This is a genomic window from Massilia sp. BSC265, from assembly GCF_000740675.1.
GTDB lineage: Bacteria > Pseudomonadota > Gammaproteobacteria > Burkholderiales > Burkholderiaceae_D > Telluria.
The window spans coordinates 362892-383614 of sequence record NZ_JPXI01000042.1; the positions used below are offsets into that span (position 1 = coordinate 362892).

A 20723-nucleotide genomic window follows, 5' to 3' on the forward strand; every position below is an offset into this window, starting at 1 on the left:
TTAATCGGGGACAGAGTCGATCTTCTGGGCTACAATCCTCCATCAACTCTGCAAATACCATGGCACGCCTTCCCCGACTCATCATTCCCAAGCAGCCGCACCACGTCATCCAGCGCGGCAACAACCGCCAGCCGATCTTCCGCGACGAGGAAGATTACCGGCGCTTCCTCGCCTGGCTCAAGGAAGCGGCGCGTTTCTACGAGGTGGCGATCCATGCCTACGTGCTGATGCCGAACCACCTGCACCTGTTGGCAACCCCTTCCAACGATACCGGGCTGGCGCTGATGATGCAGAAGGTCGGCCGCTTCTACGTCCCCTGGTTCAACAACAAGTACGAGCGCAGCGGCGGCCTGTTCGAAGGGCGTTTCCGCACCTCGCTCATCGATACGGAGCACTATTTCCTGGCCTGCAGCCGCTACATCGAGCTCAATCCGGTGCGGGCCGGCCTGGCGGCAGCGCCGCTCGATTACCCGTGGTCGAGCTACGCCCACCACACCGGCGTACGCGCGGACGGCCTCGTCACCGACCACCTGCTCTACTGGAGCCTGGGCAACACCCCCTTCCAGCGCGAAGCCGCCTATACCGAGCTGGTCATGCAAGGCATCCCACAGGAGGAGGTCGATTTCGTGACCACCTCGGTCCTGAAGAACCGGCCCCTGGGTTCGGATGCCTTCAAGGCCGAGCTGGAGCGCCGGACGAAGCGCCAGATCCTCCCGGCCAAGCGCGGGCGCCCGTTCAGGGAGCCGATTCCTCCGCTTCCGCAAGCATAAGCAATCAGCAAACAATCAAGGGCACGATTATTCGTGCCTTTTTTTGTTCAGCACCTGTCCCAGACGTGCCCGGCACAGCGGTTTGTTACATCCCAGCCCGTCTGCCATGGCACCAGACATTCTAGGTTCCATTCATAAAATCAAGTACTTATCGATGAACCGATCATACTTTGCTGGCCTTTCTGGACTCTGTCCCTAATTAATGGCAGGTTAAAAAAGTTATCAAACAATTCGACTCTGACCCTAATTATTCTTGTTTACGTTTGTGTTGCGTTGCACTATTCTCGATTTTCGACCCTAGATAAGCTGTGGAGATTGCCTCATGATTGCCCAAGGTTTGTACGATCCCGCCAATGAACACGATGCCTGTGGCGTCGGCTTCATCGCCCATATCAAGGGCAACAAGAGCCATTCGATCATCGAGCAGGGCTTGCAGATCCTGAAGAACCTCGACCACCGCGGTGCGGTCGGTGCCGATCCGCTGATGGGAGACGGCGCCGGTATCCTGATCCAGATCCCTGACCAGTACTTCCGCGACGAGATGGCCAAGCAGGGCGTGGAACTGCCGCCGCCCGGCGAGTACGGCGTCGGCATGGTGTTCCTGCCGAAGGAGCATGCCTCGCGCATCGCCTGCGAACAGGAAATCGAGCGTGCCGTGCGCATCGAAGGCCAGGTCGTGCTCGGCTGGCGCAACGTGCCGGTCGACGAGACCATGCCGATGTCGCCGTTCGTAAAGGCGAAAGAACCGGTGATCCGCCAGATCTTCATCGGCCGCGGCCCGGACATCATGGTCACCGACGCGCTCGAGCGCAAGCTCTACGTGATCCGCAAGTCGTCCGGCCACGCGATCCAGGCGCTGAAACTCCTGCACGGCAAGGAATTCTTCGTGCCCTCGATGTCGGCCCGTACCATCGTGTACAAGGGCCTGCTGCTGGCCGACCAGGTGGGCGTCTACTACAGGGACCTGCAGGATCCGCGCTGCATCTCCGCCCTGGCCCTGGTGCACCAGCGCTTCTCCACCAACACCTTCCCGGAATGGCCGCTGGCCCACCCCTACCGCCTGATCGCGCACAACGGCGAGATCAACACCGTCAAGGGCAACTTCAACTGGACCCGCGCCCGCGAAGGCATGTTGAAATCCGCCGTGCTGGGCGAAGACCTGGGCAAGCTGTTCCCGCTGATCTATGAAGGCCAGTCCGACACCGCCTGCTTCGACAACGCACTCGAACTGCTGGTCATGGCCGGCTACCCGGTCGCCCAGGCCATGATGATGATGATCCCGGAAGCCTGGGAGAACCATACGTCGATGGACGACAACCGCCGCGCCTTCTACGAATACCACGCCGCGATGATGGAACCGTGGGACGGCCCCGCCGCCATGGCCTTCACCGACGGCCGCCACATCGGCGGCACCCTGGACCGCAACGGCCTGCGCCCGGCGCGCTACGTCATCACCGAGGACGACCTGGTGGTGATGGCCTCGGAATCCGGCGTGCTGCCGATTCCGGAATCGCGCATCGTCAAGAAATGGCGCCTGCAGCCGGGCAAGATGTTCCTGATCGACCTGGAAGCCGGCCGCATCATCGACGACAAGGAACTGAAGGACACCTACTCGAACGCCAAGCCGTATAAAGCCTGGATCAAGTCGGTGCGCATCAAGCTCAACGAAATCAAGCTGTCCGAATCGCAACTGGCCCAGCACCGCGCCAAGGATGGCGCGCAGGGTGAAAAGGCGGCAGTCCCGTTGCTGGACCGCCAGCAGGCCTTCGGCTACACCCAGGAAGACCTGAAGTTCCTGATGGCGCCGATGGCGGTGCTGGGCGAGGAAGCCACCGGCTCGATGGGCAACGACTCGCCGCTGGCGGTGATGTCGAACAAGCTCAAACCTTTGTATAACTACTTTAAACAATTGTTTGCGCAGGTGACCAACCCGCCGATCGACCCGATCCGCGAAAGCATGGTGATGTCGCTGGTGTCCTTCATCGGACCGAAGCCGAACCTGCTGGACACCAACAACGTCAACCCGCCGATGCGCCTGGAAGTGTCGCAGCCGATCCTCGGCTTCGACGACATGGCGCGCCTGCGTGCCATCAGCCTGCACACCGGCGGCAAGTTCAAGTCGTATGAGCTGAATATCTGCTATCCGGTCGCCTGGGGCAAGGAAGGCATCGAAGCCTGCCTGGCTTCGCTGTGCGCGGAAGCCGTGGATGCGGTCAAGTCGGGCCATAACATCCTGATCGTCTCGGACCGCAACCTCTCCAGCGAACAGGTCGCGATTCCCGCGCTGCTGGCCACCTCGACCATCCACCAGCACCTGGTCGCTAGAGGCCTGCGCGCTTCCACCGGGCTGGTCGTCGAAACCGGCTCGGCCCGCGAGACCCACCACTTCGCCCTGCTGGCAGGCTACGGCGCGGAAGCCGTGCACCCCTACCTGGCGCTCGAGACCCTGGCGGATCTGGCGCACAAGCTGCCAGCCGAGATGGACGCCGACAAGGCGATCACCAACTACACCAAGGCGATCGGCAAGGGACTGATGAAGGTGATGTCCAAGATGGGCATCTCCACCTACATGTCCTACTGCGGCGCGCAGATCTTCGAGGCCGTGGGCCTGAACAAGTCGCTGGTCGACAAGTACTTCCGCGGCACCTCCTCGACGGTGGAGGGCATCGGCCTGTTCGAAGTGGCCGAGGAAGCGTTGCGCCTGCACGCGCTCGCCTTCGGCAACGATCCGCTCCTGGCCAATGCGCTCGACACCGGTGGCGAATACGCCTTCCGCGTGCGCGGCGAAGACCACCTGTGGACCCCGGACGCCATTGCGAAACTGCAGCACTCGACCCGTGCCAACAATTTCAGCACCTATAAAGAGTACGCGCAGATCATCAACGACCAGAGCCGCCGCCACCTGACGCTGCGCGGCCTGTTCGAGTTCAAGATCGATCCGTCGAAAGCCATCCCGCTGGAAGAAGTCGAGCCTGCCAAGGAAATCGTCAAGCGCTTCGCCACCGGCGCGATGTCGCTCGGCTCGATCTCGACCGAGGCGCACGCCACGCTGGCCATCGCCATGAACCGCATCGGCGGTAAATCGAACACCGGCGAAGGCGGCGAAGACCCGCGCCGCTACATGGGCGAATTCAAGGGCATCAAGATCGCCAAGGGCGAGACCCTGGCCTCGATCCTGGGCTCGGACCGCGTGGTGGCCGACATCCCGCTGGAAGAGGGTGACTCGCTGCGTTCGAAGATCAAGCAGGTGGCGTCGGGCCGCTTCGGCGTCTCCGCCGAGTACCTGGCATCGGCCGACCAGATCCAGATCAAGATGGCGCAAGGAGCAAAACCGGGCGAGGGTGGCCAGCTGCCGGGCCATAAGGTGTCCGAGTACATCGCGACGCTGCGCGTGTCGGTGCCGGGCGTCGGCCTGATCTCGCCGCCGCCGCACCACGACATCTATTCGATCGAAGACCTGGCGCAGCTGATCCACGACCTGAAGAACGTCAACCCGAACGCCTCGATCTCGGTGAAGCTGGTGTCCGAAGTCGGCATCGGCACCGTGGCCGCAGGTGTGTCCAAGGCCAAGGCCGATCACGTGGTGGTCGCCGGCCACGACGGCGGCACCGGCGCTTCGCCGCTGTCCTCGGTCAAGCACGCCGGCACCCCGTGGGAGCTGGGCCTCGCCGAGACCCAGCAGACGCTGGTGCTGAACGGCCTGCGCAGCCGAATCCGGGTGCAAGCGGATGGCCAGATGCGTACCGGCCGCGACGTGGTCGTTGCCGCGATGCTGGGCGCCGACGAAATCGGTTTTGCCACCGCACCGCTGGTGGTCGAAGGCTGCATCATGATGCGCAAGTGCCACCTGAATACCTGCCCGGTTGGTGTCGCGACCCAGGATCCGGTCCTGCGCGCCAAGTTCCAGGGCAAACCAGAGCACGTGGTGAACTACTTCTTCTTCGTCGCCGAAGAAGCGCGCCAGATCATGGCGCAGTTGGGCATCCGCAGCTACGACGAACTGATCGGGCGAACGGACCTGCTGGACAAGGCCAAGGCCGTTGGACACTGGAAGGCGCAGGGCCTGGACTTCTCGAACATCTTCTACCAGCCGAAGACCGATTCGCCGCGCGCGCTGTTCCACACCGACGCCCAGGACCATGGCCTGGACAAGGCGCTGGACCACAAGCTGATCGCGCAGGCCAAGGCCGCGCTGGAGAAGGGCGAGCGCGTCTCCTTCATCTCGCCGGTGAGGAACCTGAACCGAACGGTGGGCACCATGCTGTCGGGCGAAGTGGCCAAGCGCTACGGCCACGCCGGCCTGCCGGACGACACCATCCACATCCAGCTGCAGGGCACCGCCGGCCAGTCGGCCGCGGCCTTCCTGGCGGCGGGCATCACGATCGACCTGGTGGGCGAAGGCAACGACTACGTCGGCAAGGGCCTGTCGGGCGGCCGCATCATCGTGCGTCCGAACACCGAGTTCCGTGGCTGGGCGGTGGACAACATCATCGTCGGCAACACCGTGCTGTATGGCGCGATCGCCGGCGAGGCCTTCTTCAACGGCGTGGCCGGCGAGCGTTTCGCGGTGCGTAACTCGGGCGCCACGGCGGTGGTCGAGGGCTGCGGCGACCACGGTTGCGAATACATGACCGGCGGTACGGTCGTGGTGCTGGGCGAGACCGGCCGCAACTTCGCGGCGGGCATGTCGGGCGGCGTTGCCTACGTGTACGACCCGAAGGGCGAGTTCGAGGGCAAGTGCAATACGACGATGGTGAACCTGGAGCCGGTGCTCACGACCAAGCAGCAGAGCCAGGATGGTATCGCCGGCTGGCATAGCCAGACCCGCAACGGCGAGCGCGAGTCAGACGAAGTCATCCTGCGCCGCCTGATCGAGCGCCACTTCAAGCACACGGGTTCCACCCGCGCGCGCAACCTGCTCGACGACTGGGCCAACAGCCGCACCAAGTTCGTGAAGGTCTTCCCGACCGACTACAAGCGCGCCCTCGAGGAGATGCACAACTCGAGCATGGAAGAGGCGAACGACAAGATCGAGCTCGCAGCTTAATCAGTAATAAGCGAGATAAGGAAAACACAAAGTGGGCAAAATTACCGGCTTCATGGAATTCGAACGGCAGGAAGAGGACCACCTCGAGCCGACCGATCGCGTCAAGAACTACAAGGAATTCGTGCTGACCCTGACCGATGGCCAGGCCAAGGTGCAGGGCGCGCGCTGCATGGATTGCGGCATCCCGTTCTGTAATACGGGCTGCCCGGTCAACAACATGATCCCCGACTGGAACGACCTGGTCTATCACGGCAACTACCGTGCGGCCGTCGAGAACCTCCACTCGACCAACAACTTCCCCGAGTTCACCGGCCGCATCTGTCCGGCGCCCTGCGAATCGGCCTGCACGCTCGGCATCAACAACGACCCGGTCGGCATCAAGTCGATCGAGCGCAAGATCGCCGACAGCGGCTGGGAGCACGGCTGGATCGTGCCGCAGCCGGCAGCAAGTAAAACCGGCAAGAAGGTCGCCGTGGTCGGCTCCGGCCCGGCCGGCCTGGCCGCGGCCCAGCAGCTGGCGCGCGTCGGTCACGACGTGACCGTGTTCGAGAAGAGCGACCGCATCGGCGGCCTGCTGCGCTACGGCATCCCCGACTTCAAGATGGAAAAGGGCTTGATCGACCGCCGCGTGGAGCAGATGAAGGCGGAAGGTGTGGTCTTCCGCACCAGCGTCCTGATCGGCAAGGATTTTCCCGCCACCGTCAGCAACATGGCCCGCGACACCATCTTCCCGGAAGACCTGGCGAAGGAATTCGACGCCATCGTGCTGGCCGGCGGCGCCGAGCAGCCGCGCGACCTGCCGGTGCCGGGCCGCGAGCTGAAGGGCGTGCACTTCGCCATGGATTTCCTGCCGCAGCAGAACCGGGTCAATGCCGGCGACAAGCTGAAGGACCAGATCAAGGCCACCGGCAAGCACGTGGTCGTGATCGGCGGCGGCGACACCGGTTCGGACTGCGTCGGCACCTCGAACCGCCACGGCGCGCTATCTGTGACCCAGTTCGAACTGATGCCGATGCCGCCGGAGCAGGAAAACAAGCCGCTGGTCTGGCCTTATTGGCCGACCCGCCTGCGCACCTCGTCCTCGCACGAGGAAGGCTGCCAGCGCGACTGGGCCGTGGCAACCAAGCGCCTGGAAGGCAAGGGCGGCAAGGTGGAAAAACTGGTGGCCTGCCGCGTCGAGTGGAAGGACGGCAAGATGATCGAGGTCCCGGACTCGGAATTCGAGATGAAGGCCGACCTGGTCTTCCTGGCCATGGGTTTCGTGTCGCCGGTGCAGAACGTGCTGGACGCCTTCGGCGTGCAGAAAGATGCGCGCGGCAATGCCCGTGCCGTCACCGAGGGCGAACGTTCCTATTACACCTCGGTCCCCAAGGTGTTTGCCGCCGGCGACATGCGCCGCGGCCAATCCTTGGTGGTGTGGGCGATCCGCGAAGGCCGGCAATGCGCCCGTGCAGTCGATGAGTTCCTGATGGGAAGCTCGGTGCTGCCGCGCTAGCGCGTACGCCCGAGGGCGGCAGTTCGACGTCTCGAGGCCTCTTCGGAGGCCTTTTTCATGGCCTGTCCGGCGCCGGTCGTACATATTCGATTGTTGACACGACTGCATGGAAACCCGCTATCCTCGCGCTGTTTTTTTTTTGCGAGGCGACCTCATGCTGAAGTACTTGCTCCAATCCATTTCTCTTGTTGCGGCATTCGTCACCAGCTTCGCCGGTGCCGCCGAGCTGGGCGTGTTGGTGCCGCTGTCCGGTGCCCAAGGCATGCTGACCCGTCCCATTCCCGGCAGCAAGGCCGAAGCGCCCGTGGTGAAGCGGATCCACGGAGGCAAGCTGTTCGAGGCCATCCAGCACGAAGCCCGGCACGGCTTCACGGCCACCGCGCTGGCGCTGGACGAACTGGCGATGCGCGGCGCCGGGCAACCGGGGCGCACCACCTGGCTCATGCTGTCGCAGGAAGACGGCGGCTTCGCGCGGCGCGGCTTCTGGCTCGACGAAGGCGGGAAGCTGCGCTGGGTGGACGAGCCGATGGTCGACCTGGTGGTCGATGCCGGCAGTGTCGCCGATGGCAGTTTCGAGGAAATCTTCGCCCACGAGCTGGGACACGTGATGCTGCGCCGCCTCCTGCCGAACCTGCCGCACGGCTACTCGCGCACGCCGCACCACAGCTTCAGCATCACGGACCAGCAAACCGCCTTCGACGAAGGCTGGGCGATCCACTTCCAGGGGCTGGCACGGCGCTTCACCCGGAACGAGCGCCTGCGAGCCGAGGATGCCGGCCTGGAAGGCAAGCCCTATCTGCCGCTCTGGTTGAGCAACCTGGACCGTGCGACACGCATCGACGGCATGCGCCGCAACTGGTTCGTGCATGCCCAGGTGCCGCTCCCTTCCATGGACGATCCGATCCAGGCTCGCCAGCTGTCCACCTTGTTCGACCGCGCGCGCCTGAAGAATCCGGCGCAGATGCTCGCCTCCGAGGGCGTGGTCGCCACCTTCTTCTACCGCCATCTGGTGCCGCCGCCTGGGCAGGATGCCGGGCTGGAGGCGCGCTATGCGCCGATGTTCGCAGCGCTGCACGCGCTGTCGGCCGAGCCCCTCGGTGCGAGCACTCCGCTCGTGCCGGCCCTGGCGCAGGCGCTGCTGCGCACCAGTCCGGAGCAGGGCAGGCGCTTCATTGCGACGCTGATGGAGGTCAGCCATGGCGCGCTGGCCTCGCCGCAACTGGCCGCCGCGGCCGAAGCGCTGGCGCGGCCGGGACGCGTCGGCGATGGGGCCGCCTTCGTGCCCTTGCTGCAGGCGGTGCGCAAGCAGTTTGCGGCCGAGCTGGAGCAGGTGACGGCCCAGCCGGAACGCCTGGCCGCACACGCCGGGCCGGCGCTGTGGCTGCTCCTGCCCGGTGCAGAAAGCATGCTCATCGACCTGAATACCGCGGAGCAGGAGCACTTGCTCGCCTTGCCGGGCATCGATGGCAGCGCTGCCGGACGCGCCCTGCAAAGCCGCGCCACAGGCGGGAATTTCCGTAGCATCCAGGACTTCGCGGCGCGGGCCGGACTCGCTCCCGCGCTGACCCCTTCCCTCGAAGCAATGGCCCAGGCAGCCAGCAAGCTCGGCCCGAATTTGCGCGAATAAGCCCTGGTGGGCGGAACCGCAGCAAAGGGCCCGGTGTCCATGGCCGCGTTTTCGCCCATGCCGCATACCGTGGGCGCGACCCAACACTCAGGCTGATTCGCTGCTGATCAGGGGACTTATGTGCGTACCCGCACGACCAAAAGTTAAACAGTTTCCCTAGGCTGTGGTTTATTGCAGTGCGTCACATCCGACGCGCTGGGCCGCCGGCACGGCCGTGTCGAACGACAGCAAAAATAGTTGCGCTGAGGAATATATTGCTTCTGTGCAATTAACAGTAAGATTGCGCAATATACATATCTCTTTAAAAACAGCATCTTACGCGACAAAATATCTGACTCAGCGGTCAATTTTGTTGTAATGGGACGTCGAGACAGCGACGCAAAATGGGCCACCTCAAGCGAGGCTTAAGCTTTCTGCACTACAATAACGGATTACCTAAATATCAAACACGCTGTGTCCAACCTAGTTGAAATCCGCGATCTGCACTTTGCGTACGGAGAGCGTTCCATCCTGTCGAACCTGCGCATGGACTTTCCGCGCGGCAAGCTCGTGGCCGTCATGGGCGGTTCGGGCTGTGGCAAGACCACGGTCCTGCGCCTGATCGGCGGCCAGATCCGCCCGCAGCGCGGCGAGGTGCGCGTGGGCGGCGAAGTCGTGCACAAGTTGAATACCGAAGGTCTGTACCGCCTGCGCCGTCGCATGGGCATGCTGTTCCAGTTCGGCGCGCTGTTCACCGACCTGTCGGTGTTCGACAACGTCGCCTTCCCGCTGCGCGAGCACACCGACCTGCCGGAAGAAGTGATCCGCGACCTGGTGCTCATGAAACTCAATGCGGTGGGACTGCGCAATGCGCACCGCCTGAAGCCGGCCGAGATCTCGGGCGGCATGGCACGCCGCGTTGCCGTTGCCCGCGCCGTCGCGCTCGACCCCGAACTGATCATGTATGACGAGCCCTTCGCCGGCCTCGACCCGATCTCGATGGGCGTTACTGCCAACCTGATCCGCAACCTGAACGACGCCCTCGGCTCGACCTCGATCCTGGTGTCACACGATGTGCACGAGTGCTTCGCAATCGCCGACTACGTGTATTTCATGTCGGCGGGCAAGATCGTTGCCGAAGGCACGCCGGCCGAGCTGCGCGTCTCGGAAGACCCCTACGTGAAGCAGTTCGTGAATGCCGCGCCGGATGGCCCGGTGCCCTTCCACTATCCGGGCAAGTCGCTGGCCGACGACCTCGGCCTGGGAGGCGTGCGCAAATGATGATCACGCGCTTCCTGGAAACCATCGGCCGTACCGTGCGCGAAGCCATCGGGAGTGTCGGCTTCGCTACTCGCGCCTTCTTCAACCTGCTCGGCGTCTCGCCCGGCGCCTTCAGGCGCCCGTCCCTGATCTCGGAACAGATCCACTTCATCGGCAACTATTCGCTGGTGATCATCATCGTGTCCGGCCTGTTCGTCGGCATGGTGCTTGGCCTGCAGGGCTATTACACGCTGAACCAGTACGGCGCCGAGCAGGCGCTGGGACAGGTGGTGGCGCTGGCCCTGGTGCGCGAGCTCGGTCCGGTCGTGACCGCGCTGCTGTTCGCCGGCCGCGCCGGCACCTCGCTCACCGCCCAGATCGGCCTGATGAAAGCCGGCGAGCAGCTGTCCGCCATGGAAATGATGGCGATCAACCCGGTCCAGCGCGTGCTGGCGCCGCGCTTCTGGGGCGGGGTCATTGCGATGCCCGTCCTGGCCGCCATTTTCTCGGCGGTGGGTGTGTTCGGCGGCTACCTGGTCGGCGTGCAACTGATCGGCGTAGACGAAGGCGCCTTCTGGTCGCAGATGCAGGCCGGCGTGGATGTGCGCGCTGACGTACTGAACGGTGTCTTGAAAAGCTTTATCTTCGGTATCGCGGTCACGTTCACGGCGCTGTTCCAGGGTTACCAGACCAAGCCGACCCCGGAGGACGTGTCGCGCGCGACCACGCGTACCGTCGTCATCGCGTCGCTGATGGTCTGGGGCCTGGACTTCATCATGACCGCACTGATGTTCAATAAATAATTAGAGTTACTAGGGTATTCGTATGCACCGCAAAACTATCGACGTCTGGGTTGGCCTGTTTGTCCTGCTGGGCATGGCCTCGCTGCTGTTCCTGGCCCTGCAGGCGGGCAACATGAGCACGATCTCGTTTAGCAAGACCTATGCCGTGACCGGCAAGTTCGACAACATCGGCGGCCTCAAGCCGCAGGCGCCGGTCAAGAGCGCCGGCGTGGTGGTTGGCCGCGTGGGGAAAATCACCTTCGACGACAAGACCTACCAGGCGAACGTGCGCCTCGATATGGAGCCAGGTTATAAATTCCCTAAAGACAGTTCGCTCAAGATCCTGACTGCCGGCCTGCTGGGCGAGCAGTACATCGGCATCGAACCGGGTGGCGACACCCAGAATCTGGTCGACGGCGACCGCATCAACCGCACCCAGTCGGCGACGGTGCTCGAAGACCTGATCAACCAATTCATCTATAGCAAGGCCGCCGAAGGAAAGGAAGGTAGTGAATGAAGCACGCACCACACCGTACCACCGGCCGTATTCATGGGCTTGCGGCAATCGCCGCAGCCATGCTGCTGACCGGCTGCGCCACGACCCAGAATCCGCAGGACCCGCTGGAAGGCTATAACCGCACCGTGTTCCGCTTCAACGACGCGGTCGACCGCACCGTCCTGAAGCCGACCGCCACCGCCTACAAGAACGTCACGCCAAGCTTCGTGCAGACTGGCGTCAACAACTTCTTCGGCAACCTGTCCGATGCCTGGAGCGCGGTGAACAACCTGCTGCAAGGCAAGGCCGAAGCCGGCATGGGCGACGTTACCCGTGTTGCCGTGAACTCGACCTTCGGCATCTTCGGCCTGCTCGACATCGCCTCGGAAGCCGGCATCCAGAAACACAACGAGGATTTCGGCCAGACCCTGGGCGTCTGGGGCGTTCCAAGCGGTCCCTTCTTGATGTTGCCGGTTTTGGGCCCATCTACTGTGCGTGACACCGCCGCGCTGCCGGCAGACTTCGGCGGCGACATCTGGAAGTACAAGCGTCCAGACAACTGGCGCAACATCGGCGCCGCGGTGCGCGTGGTCGACAAGCGTGCCACCCTGCTGGATGCGGGCAACCTGCTGGAAGACGCCGCCCTGGACCGCTATGAGTTCATCCGCGACGGCTACATGCAGCGCCGCCAGAGCCAGGTTTACGACGGCAACGTGCCGCGCCAGGCCGACGATCATGCCGACGAGGCGACCAGCAATGCCGAACCGGCTGCGGACCCGGCTGGCAAAGCGGCCGAGCCGTCCGCACAGCCTGCGCCGCCGGCGAAGTAACAAGTCCTTACATACCGGTGTCATCCGTAAGGTAGCAAGAAGAGTTAACCGGGGACTGCCGCGCCGGCACAGTAACGGCGCGCCACCCAACGACAAGGAAACCACATGAAACCCATCATCCAACTGATCGCAGCAGCAAGCGCCACCATTGCCTTCGCCACCTCGGCCATTGCCTCCGAAGCGCCGGATGCGCTGGTCAAGCGCATCAGCGCCGACGTCGTCGAGACCGTCAAGGCCGACAAGGACATCCAGGCCGGCAACCGCAACAAGATCATGGACCTGGTCAATTCCAAGATCCTGCCGCACGTCGACACCCAGAAGATGACCCAGCAGGCGGCCGGCCGCTTCTGGCGCCAGGCCACCCCGGAGCAGCAAAAGGCATTGACCAAGGAATTCACCACCCTGCTGGTCTACACCTACTCGGGCGCGCTGTCGCAGATCAAGAACGAGACCGTGGAATTCCAGCCGATGCGCGCCGAAGCAGGCGCCACCGACGTGGAAGTGCGTTCGCAGGTGAAGGTTGCCCGCGGCGAGCCGATCACCCTGAACTACCGCCTGGCCAACGGCCCGCAGGGCTGGAAGATCTACGACATCAACGTGCTGGGCGCGTGGCTGGTCCAGACCTACACCAGCACCTTCGCCAGCGAGATCAGCAAGGGCGGCATCGATGGCCTGATCAAGAAGCTGGCCGAGCGTAACCAGCAGCTGGCTGCCAAGCCGCTGAAGGCGCCGAAGTAATGGCCGAAGCCAATCCGATGCTCTCGCTCGATGCCCTGACCTTCCAGAGCGCCCGTGGCGCCCTGGAGCAGGGCTGCGCAGCGATCGCGGCCGGCGAAACCGTGTTCGACCTGGCCGGCGTCGGCGCCGCCGATTCGTCCGGCGTCGCCCTGCTGCTGGCATGGCAGCGCCGCGCCCAGAAGGCCGGCCAGCGTCTCACCTTCATCAACGTGCCCCAGAACGTGCAGAAGCTGGCCGCGCTGTATGGCGTGGACCAGCTGATTCGGTAGGGTGGGCGGGTCTCCCGCCCACGCGGTGATTGTTGGCGGTTGAAAGACCGGCGCGGCACCGAAAGCCCTACCTATCACCGCGTGGGGTGTTCTGGTCCGGTGGACCAGAACACAAGCCGCCCACCCTACGAAACTCTCCTCGCAGCAAAATTCCCCGCCGGCCTCTTGCATTGTCGATTTCCCCTATAATGGGTCGTTTCCCCGCACGGCCTGGCGCGTTCGCGCCGCCTCCCAACAAGAATGACAGCGATCCAGATTAACAGCGTCGAGAAAAGCTACAAGGGCTTCAAGGCCCTCAAGGGCGTCTCGATGAACGTCGAGGAAGGCGAGTTCTTCGGCCTCCTCGGCCCCAACGGCGCCGGCAAGACCACCCTGATCTCCACCGTGGCCGGCCTGATCCGCCCGGACGTGGGCAGCGTGAAGATCCATGGCCATGACGTCGTGAGCGACTTCCGCGAAGCGCGCAAGCGCTTGGGCGTAGTGCCGCAGGAACTGGTGTTCGATCCCTTCTTCACCGTGCGCGAGACCCTGCGCCTGCAGTCGGGCTACTTCGGCATCAAGAACAACGACGCCTGGATCGACGAGGTCATGCACAACCTGGACCTCACCAACAAGGCCGACGTCAACATGCGCGCCCTGTCGGGCGGCATGAAGCGCCGCGTGCTGGTGGCACAGGCGTTGGTGCACAAGCCGCCGGTCATCGTGCTGGACGAGCCGACCGCCGGCGTCGACGTCGAGCTGCGCCAGACCCTGTGGAAGTTCATCTCGCGCCTGAACCGCGAAGGCCACACCGTGGTCCTGACCACCCACTACCTGGAAGAAGCGCAGGCCATGTGCCAGCGCGTGGCCATGCTGAAACTGGGCGAGGTGGTGGCGCTGGACACCATGTCGGCGCTGCTGCGCCGCGTGTCGGGCTCGCAGCTCGTCGTCCACCTGAAAAGCGGCGACTTGCCGGAAGGCTTGCGCCACCTGGTCTCCCATGACGAACACACCAACGGCAACCGCTATACCTTGCGCGTCAACGACGTCAACGAAGTCGAGCCGATCCTGGCCAGCCTGCGCGCGAACGGCGCCGTGATCGACGAGATGCAGCTGGAACAGGCCGACCTGGAGGACATCTTCCTGCAGATCGTTGGCAGCAGTCAGCTGAACCCGCAGCCGGGAGGCCCGCAGTGAGCCTGTTCTCCGTCGGTTTCCGCACCCTGTTCTACAAGGAATCGCTGCGCTTCTGGAAAGTGGCGACACAGACCATCGCTGCGCCGGTCGTCACGGCCATGCTCTACCTCCTGATCTTCGGCCACGTGCTGGACGGCCGCGTCGAGATGCTGGACGGCGTCAGCTACACCGCCTTCCTGATCCCGGGCCTGGTGATGATGAGCGTGCTGCAGAACGCTTTCGCCAACTCGTCCTCGTCCCTGATCCAGTCCAAGATCACCGGCAACCTGGTGTTCATCCTGCTGCCGCCGCTGTCGCATGCCGAGATCCTGTCGGCCTATGTACTGGCGGCAGTGCTGCGTGGCGTCGTGGTGGGCTTCGGCGTGTTCGTCATTACGGCCTGGTTTGCCCACCTGACTTTTGTTGCGCCGCTGTGGATCCTGGTGTTCGCCTTCCTGGGCGCCGCCATCCTCGGCACCATGGGCGTTATTGCCGGCATCTGGGCCGAGAAGTTCGACCAGCTGGCCGCTTTCCAGAACTTCCTGATCATGCCGGCCACCTTCCTGGCCGGGGTGTTCTATTCCATCCAAAAACTGCCGCCATTCTGGCTCGCCGTCTCGCATTTCAACCCGTTCTTTTATATGATTGACGGGTTCCGTTATGGATTCTTCGGCAAGTCCGACGTCTCGCCCTGGACCAGCCTGGCCATCGTGTCGGTGTTCTTCGTGGTGCTGGCGGCCATTGCGATCAATATGCTCAAGCGTGGCTACAAGCTACGCCACTAAAGAATTCACTGGAGTTTCCTCGTGTCGACTACACCCGAACTGATCCACAGCTACATCAGCGCAGGCCTCGAATGCACCCACCTGGAGGTGGAAGGCGACGGCCAGCATTTCACGGCAGTCATCGTGTCCCCAAGCTTTGCCGGCAAGCGCCCGATCCAGCGCCACCAGCTGGTGTACGCCGCGCTCGGCGACCGCATGCGTGAAGAGATCCACGCGCTGTCGATGAAAACCCTTACTCCCGAAGAGTACGGAGGCTAAACATGGACAAGCTGCAGATCAATGGCGGCAAGCGCCTGAATGGCGACATCTCCATTTCGGGCGCCAAGAACGCCGCGCTGCCCATCCTGTGCGCCGGCCTGCTGACTAGCGGCGACGTCGAACTGTCGAACGTGCCGCGCCTGCACGACGTGCGCACCATCCTCAAGCTGCTCGCCCAGACCGGCCTGAAGGTGACCCAGGACGACGAACGCGTCACCCTGAACGGCGCCAATATCACCTCGTTGGAAGCACCGTATGAATTGGTGAAGACCATGCGCGCCTCGATCCTGGTGCTCGGCCCGCTGCTGGCGCGCTTCGGCCAGGCCAAGGTCTCGCTGCCGGGTGGCTGCGCGATCGGCTCGCGTCCGGTCGACCAGCACATCAAGGGCCTGCGCCAGATGGGCGCCGAGATCACCATCGAGGGCGGCTACATCCATGCCAGGACCAAGGGCAAGCTCAAGGGCGCACGCATCCACACCGACATGATCACGGTGACCGGCACCGAGAACCTCCTGATGGCCGCCACCCTGGCCGAAGGCGAGACCGTGCTGGAAAACGCCGCGCGCGAGCCGGAAGTGACCGACCTGGCCAACCTGCTGGTGGCCATGGGTGCCAAGATCGAGGGCATCGGCACCGACCGCCTGGTGATCCAGGGCGTGGAAAGCCTGCATGGCGCCAGCCACGCCGTGATCTCGGACCGCATCGAAGCCGCGACCTTCCTGTGCGCGGTGGCGGCCACCGGCGGCGACATCATGCTGCGCAACACCCGCACCGACATCTTCGACGTCGCGCTCGACAAGCTGCGCGAGATCGGCCTGCAGCTCGACGTGGGCCGCGACACCATTCGCGCGCGCATGGACGGCCGTCCGCATCCGGTCTCGTTCCGCACCACGGAATACCCGGGCTTCCCGACCGACATGCAGGCGCAGTTCATGGCAGTGAACATCCTGGCCGACGGCCCGAGCCGCGTCACCGAGACCATCTTCGAGAACCGCTTCATGCACGTGCAGGAGATGAACCGCCTCGGCGCCCAGATCTCCACCGAGGGCAACACCGCCTTCATCAAGGGCGTGGACCGCCTGGTGGGTGCGCCGGTGATGGCGACCGACCTGCGCGCCTCGGCCTCGCTGGTGATCGCGGGCATGGCGGCGCACGGCACCACCCTGGTCGACCGCATCTACCACCTCGACCGCGGCTATGACCGCATGGAAGTCAAACTCTCGGCGGTCGGCGCCGACATCGTGCGTATCAAGGAATGACTATTACAAGCAAATCTGTCGAGCCGGGCCTGATCCTGGCCCTCTCCAAGGGCCGTATTTTCGAAGACACGCTGCCGCTGCTGGCGGCGGCCGGGATCACCGTCACCGAGAATCCGGAAACCTCGCGCAAGCTGATCCTGCCGACCAACGACCCGGGCGTGCGCGTGCTGATCGTGCGCGCCAGCGACGTGCCGACCTATGTCCAGCATGGCGCGGCCGATTTCGGCGTGGCCGGCAAGGACGTGCTGCTCGAGCATGGCGGCGAAGGACTGTACCAGCCGATCGACCTGCGCATCGCCTGCTGCCGCATGTCGGTGGCGGTGAACGCCGGCTTCGACTACGAGACCGCCGTGCGCCAGGGCGCACGGCTGCGCGTGGCGACCAAGTTCGTCAACACCGCGCGCGAGCACTTCGCCAGCAAGGGCGTGCACGTCGACCTGATCAAGCTGTACGGCTCGATGGAACTGGCGCCGCTGGTCGGCCTGTCCGACGCCATCGTCGACGTCGTCTCGACCGGCGGCACCCTGCGTGCCAACAACCTGGTCGAAGTCGAAAAGATCATGGACATCTCCTCGCGCCTGGTGGTCAACCAGGCCGCGCTCAAGCTCAAGCGCGAGCGCCTGCAACCCATCCTCGATGCCTTCCAACGGGCATCCCAAGCAAAAGGCTAAAGCATCATGGCAGTACGGATCCGCAAGCTCGACTCCACCGCCCCCGACTTCAAGCAGACGCTCGATGCGCTGCTGGCCTTCGAGGCCGAAACCGACGACGCCATCGAGTCCAGCGTCGCGAAGATCCTGGCGGACGTGAAGCATCGCGGGGATGCTGCCGTGCTCGAATACACCAACCGGTTCGACCGCATCCCGAACGGCGGCGCCACCTCGATGGCGGCCTTCGACGTCAAGCAGGCCGAACTGGAAGCCGCCCTGGCCTCGCTGCCGGAAGCCCAGCGCAATGCGCTGCGCACGGCCGCCGAGCGCATCCGTGTCTTCCACGAGCGCCAGAAGCAGGAGCTGAACGGTTTTACTTTCACCGAAGCCGACGGCACCGTGCTGGGCCAGCGCGTGACGCCGCTGGACCGCGTCGGCATCTACGTCCCTGGCGGCAAGGCCGCCTATCCCTCGTCGGTCCTGATGAACGCGATTCCTGCGCAGGTGGCAGGGGTGCAGGAGATCGTCATGGTGGTACCGACCCCGGACGGCGTGAAGAACCAGATGGTGCTGGCCGCCGCCGCCATTGCCGGCGTGACCCGCGTGATCACCATCGGCGGCGCCCAGGCCGTGGGCGCGCTGGCCTACGGTACCGAGACCATCCCGGCCGTGGACAAGATCGTCGGCCCGGGCAATGCCTATGTGGCCGCTGCCAAGCGGCGCGTGTTCGGCGTGGTCGGCATCGACATGATCGCCGGGCCGTCCGAGATCCTGGTGCTGTGCGACGGCACCACCGATCCGGACTGGGTGGCGATGGACCTGTTCTCGCAGGCCGAGCACGACGAGCTGGCCCAGGCCATCCTGCTGTGCCCGGATGCGGACTACATCGCGCGCGTGGAAGCCAGCATCCACAAGCTGTTGCCGACCATGCCGCGCGCCGAGACCATTACCACTTCACTCACGGACCGCGGCGCCCTGGTGAAGGTACGCGACATGGAAGAAGCCTGTGCAATCGCGAACGCCATCGCCGCCGAGCACCTGGAAATCTCTGCCGAAGAGCCATTGAGGTGGGCTGACCAGATCCGTCACGCCGGCGCCATGTTCCTCGGCCGCTTCTCGTCGGAGTCGCTGGGCGACTACTGCTGCGGCCCGAACCACGTGCTGCCGACCTCGCGCACCGCGCGCTTCTCCTCGCCGCTGGGCGTGTACGACTTCCAGAAGCGTTCCTCGGTGATCCAGGTGAGCGAGCAGGGCGCCCAGACGCTGGGCAAGGTGGCGGCCGAACTGGCCTACGGCGAAGGCTTGCAGGCGCACGCCCGCAGCGCAGAACTTCGAATCAAGAAATCATGAGCACCTGGGTCGACCAGGTCTTCTGCGAGGATGCGCTTGCCGGGATGGCGCGCATCCCGGATGCGTCCATCGACCTGATCCTGACCGATCCGCCCTACAACCTCGGCAAGGACTACGGCAATACGTCGGACCAGCAGGGTGTCGAGGAATACCTCGCCTGGACCGAGCGCTGGATCGATGCCGCGCTGCCCAAGCTGAAACCCAACGGCAGCCTGTACATCTTCCTGACCTGGCGCTTCGCGCCGGAGATTTTTGTCATGCTGAAGAAACGCATGACGATGATGAACGAAATCATCTGGGACCGCCGCGTGCCCTCGATGGGCGGCAGCGTGCGCAGCTTCTCGTCGGTGCACGATACCATCGGTTTCTTCGTAAACCGCAAGGACTATTACTTCGACCTCGACGCCGTGCGCATCCCCTACGATCCGGAGACGAAAAAGGCGCGCTCGCGCTCGATCTTCATCGGCGCCAAGTGGCTCGAAGTCGGCTACAACCCGAAGGACGTGTGGAGCGTATCGCGCCTGCATCGTGAGCATCCGGAACGCGCCGACCACCCGACCCAGAAGCCGCTCGAGATCATCGAGCGCATGGTCAAGGCCTCGTGCCCGGCGGGCGGCATCGTGCTCGACCCCTTCATGGGCAGCGGCACCACGGCCATCGCCGCGCGCCAGGCGGGGCGCCACTTCACCGGCTTCGAACTGAATCCTGCCTACTGCGACATCATCCGTGAGCGCCTGGCCGCGCCCGAAGTGCCGGTGGCGGGCAAGATAAGCAAGCAACTGAGCAAAAAGCGTAAGGCAGCCGCGAAGAGCAGCCCCCTGAACGAGGAAACCGCATGACCACGATTGACAAGCTGATCGAAAACACCATCCGCGCAGACGTCCGCGACATCGCCAGCTATTTCGTGCCGGATGCGAGCGGCTACATCAAGCTCGACGCGATGGAAAACCCCTACCAGTTGCCGGAAGAACTGCGCGCCGAACTGGGCCAGCGCCTGGCCGATGCCGCGCTGAACCGCTACCCGGTCGCTTCCTACGCGACACTCAAGGGCAAGATCTGCGCCGGGCTCGGCGTCCCACAGGGCTACGATGTCCTGCTCGGCAATGGCTCGGACGAGCTCATCTCGATCATGGCCACCGCCGTGGCGCGCCAGGACAAACGGGCGGTCATCTTGGCGCCGACCCCGGCCTTCGTGATGTTCTCGCGCTCGGCCCAGTTCGCAGGAGCGGATTTCGTCGGCGTGCCGGTCAAGGCCGACTTCTCGCTCGACCTGCCTGCCATGCTGGCCGCCATCGAACGCTACCAGCCGGCGCTGGTATTCCTGGCCTACCCGAACAACCCGACCGGCAACCTGTTCGACGCCGACGACATGGCGGCCATCATCCGCGCCCTGGGCGACACCGGCATCGCGGTGGTGGACGAGGCCTACCAGCCCTTCGCCAAGAAGAGCTTCATGGGCCGCCTGCCCGAGTTCCCGAACCTGGTCGTCATGCGCACCCTGTCCAAGCTGGGCCTGGCCGGCATCCGCCTCGGCTACCTGTCGGGTGATGCGAAGCTGCTCGAGCAGTTCGAGAAGGTGCGCCCACCCTACAACGTCAACGTGCTGACCCAGCTCGCGGCCGAGTTCGCGCTCGACCACCTCGACGTGCTCGACCGGCAGGCCGAGCTGCTGAACGCCGAGCGTTCGCGCCTGGCCGCCGAACTGGCGGTTCTGCCGGGAGTCGAAGTGTTTCCATCGGCGGCGAATTTCATCTCCATGCGCGTGCCGGATGCAGAGAAGGTCTGCTCGGAACTTCGCGCCGGAAAGGTGCTGATTAAGAATTTGGGTAAAATGGACAAGATGCTGACCAACTGCATCCGCGTCACGGTCAGCACGCCCGAAGAAAACACCGCATTCCTGAATGCCCTGAAAGCGTCCTTATAGTCCCTACGAACGCAGCTCTTCCATCCGGAAGGCCGCAACGACGAGCCCC

18 protein-coding genes are annotated in these 20723 nt (G+C 64.0%); all 18 read left to right on the forward strand.

The window, feature by feature from the left end:
- The first annotated feature begins 59 nt into the window (after positions 1-59).
- The 18 genes from MA09_RS22680 (at position 60) to hisC (ending at position 20674) form a co-directional block, all read left to right on the forward strand.
- Positions 60-770 (forward strand): transposase, encoded by a 711-nt coding sequence (locus MA09_RS22680; RefSeq protein WP_036253356.1) that lies wholly within the window; start codon positions 60-62, stop codon positions 768-770.
- Between the two features lie 322 nt (positions 771-1092).
- On the forward strand, positions 1093-5817 hold the full coding sequence (locus MA09_RS22685) for a glutamate synthase-related protein (protein WP_036253358.1): 4725 nt from the start codon (positions 1093-1095) through the stop codon (positions 5815-5817).
- A gap of 31 nt (positions 5818-5848) precedes the next feature.
- A complete protein-coding gene (locus MA09_RS22690) occupies positions 5849-7312 on the forward strand; it encodes a glutamate synthase subunit beta (RefSeq protein WP_036253360.1) in 1464 nt (487 codons plus the stop codon).
- Between the two features lie 154 nt (positions 7313-7466).
- Positions 7467-8939 (forward strand): helix-hairpin-helix domain-containing protein, encoded by a 1473-nt coding sequence (locus MA09_RS22695; RefSeq protein WP_036253362.1) that lies wholly within the window; start codon positions 7467-7469, stop codon positions 8937-8939.
- A gap of 453 nt (positions 8940-9392) precedes the next feature.
- Positions 9393-10199 (forward strand): ABC transporter ATP-binding protein, encoded by an 807-nt coding sequence (locus tag MA09_RS22700; RefSeq protein WP_036253365.1) that lies wholly within the window; start codon positions 9393-9395, stop codon positions 10197-10199.
- The gene (gene mlaE / locus MA09_RS22705) at positions 10199-10981 is read left to right on the forward strand and encodes a lipid asymmetry maintenance ABC transporter permease subunit MlaE (RefSeq protein ID WP_036253818.1); all 783 of its coding nucleotides are present in this window, start codon (positions 10199-10201) and stop codon (positions 10979-10981) included. The genes MA09_RS22700 and mlaE overlap by 1 nt, the downstream gene beginning before the upstream one ends.
- A gap of 22 nt (positions 10982-11003) precedes the next feature.
- Positions 11004-11477 (forward strand): outer membrane lipid asymmetry maintenance protein MlaD, encoded by a 474-nt coding sequence (gene mlaD / locus MA09_RS22710; protein ID WP_036253367.1) that lies wholly within the window; start codon positions 11004-11006, stop codon positions 11475-11477.
- Positions 11474-12286 carry a VacJ family lipoprotein gene (locus MA09_RS22715; RefSeq protein ID WP_051933713.1) on the forward strand — a complete coding sequence of 271 codons (813 nt, stop codon included), beginning with the start codon at positions 11474-11476 and terminating at the stop codon, positions 12284-12286. Before mlaD ends, MA09_RS22715 begins: the two co-directional genes overlap by 4 nt.
- Positions 12287-12391: 105 nt before the next feature.
- Entirely contained in the window at positions 12392-13024 is a 633-nt protein-coding gene (locus tag MA09_RS22720) for a phospholipid-binding protein MlaC (protein ID WP_036253372.1), read from the forward strand.
- Positions 13024-13293, forward strand: a complete 270-nt coding sequence (locus tag MA09_RS22725; RefSeq protein WP_036253375.1) for a lipid asymmetry maintenance protein MlaB — start codon at positions 13024-13026, stop codon at positions 13291-13293. The genes MA09_RS22720 and MA09_RS22725 overlap by 1 nt, the downstream gene beginning before the upstream one ends.
- Positions 13294-13533: 240 nt before the next feature.
- Positions 13534-14469: an ABC transporter ATP-binding protein gene (locus MA09_RS22730; RefSeq protein ID WP_036253377.1), complete on the forward strand. Its 936-nt coding sequence runs from the start codon at positions 13534-13536 to the stop codon at positions 14467-14469.
- Between the two features lie 2 nt (positions 14470-14471).
- Positions 14472-15233 (forward strand): ABC transporter permease, encoded by a 762-nt coding sequence (locus tag MA09_RS22735; RefSeq protein ID WP_081897780.1) that lies wholly within the window; start codon positions 14472-14474, stop codon positions 15231-15233.
- Positions 15234-15254: 21 nt separating this feature from the next.
- A complete protein-coding gene (locus MA09_RS22740; RefSeq protein ID WP_036253382.1) occupies positions 15255-15491 on the forward strand; it encodes a BolA family protein in 237 nt (78 codons plus the stop codon).
- A 2-nt stretch (positions 15492-15493) separates the two neighbouring features.
- Positions 15494-16750 (forward strand): UDP-N-acetylglucosamine 1-carboxyvinyltransferase, encoded by a 1257-nt coding sequence (murA, locus tag MA09_RS22745; RefSeq protein WP_036253384.1) that lies wholly within the window; start codon positions 15494-15496, stop codon positions 16748-16750.
- A complete protein-coding gene (hisG, locus tag MA09_RS22750) occupies positions 16747-17421 on the forward strand; it encodes an ATP phosphoribosyltransferase (protein WP_036253387.1) in 675 nt (224 codons plus the stop codon). The genes murA and hisG overlap by 4 nt, the downstream gene beginning before the upstream one ends.
- A gap of 6 nt (positions 17422-17427) precedes the next feature.
- Positions 17428-18750: a histidinol dehydrogenase gene (gene hisD, locus MA09_RS22755; RefSeq protein WP_036253389.1), complete on the forward strand. Its 1323-nt coding sequence runs from the start codon at positions 17428-17430 to the stop codon at positions 18748-18750.
- On the forward strand, positions 18747-19589 hold the full coding sequence (locus MA09_RS22760; protein ID WP_036253391.1) for a site-specific DNA-methyltransferase: 843 nt from the start codon (positions 18747-18749) through the stop codon (positions 19587-19589). The genes hisD and MA09_RS22760 overlap by 4 nt, the downstream gene beginning before the upstream one ends.
- Positions 19586-20674: a histidinol-phosphate transaminase gene (gene hisC / locus MA09_RS22765; RefSeq protein ID WP_036253393.1), complete on the forward strand. Its 1089-nt coding sequence runs from the start codon at positions 19586-19588 to the stop codon at positions 20672-20674. The genes MA09_RS22760 and hisC overlap by 4 nt, the downstream gene beginning before the upstream one ends.
- Positions 20675-20723: the final 49 nt, after the last annotated feature.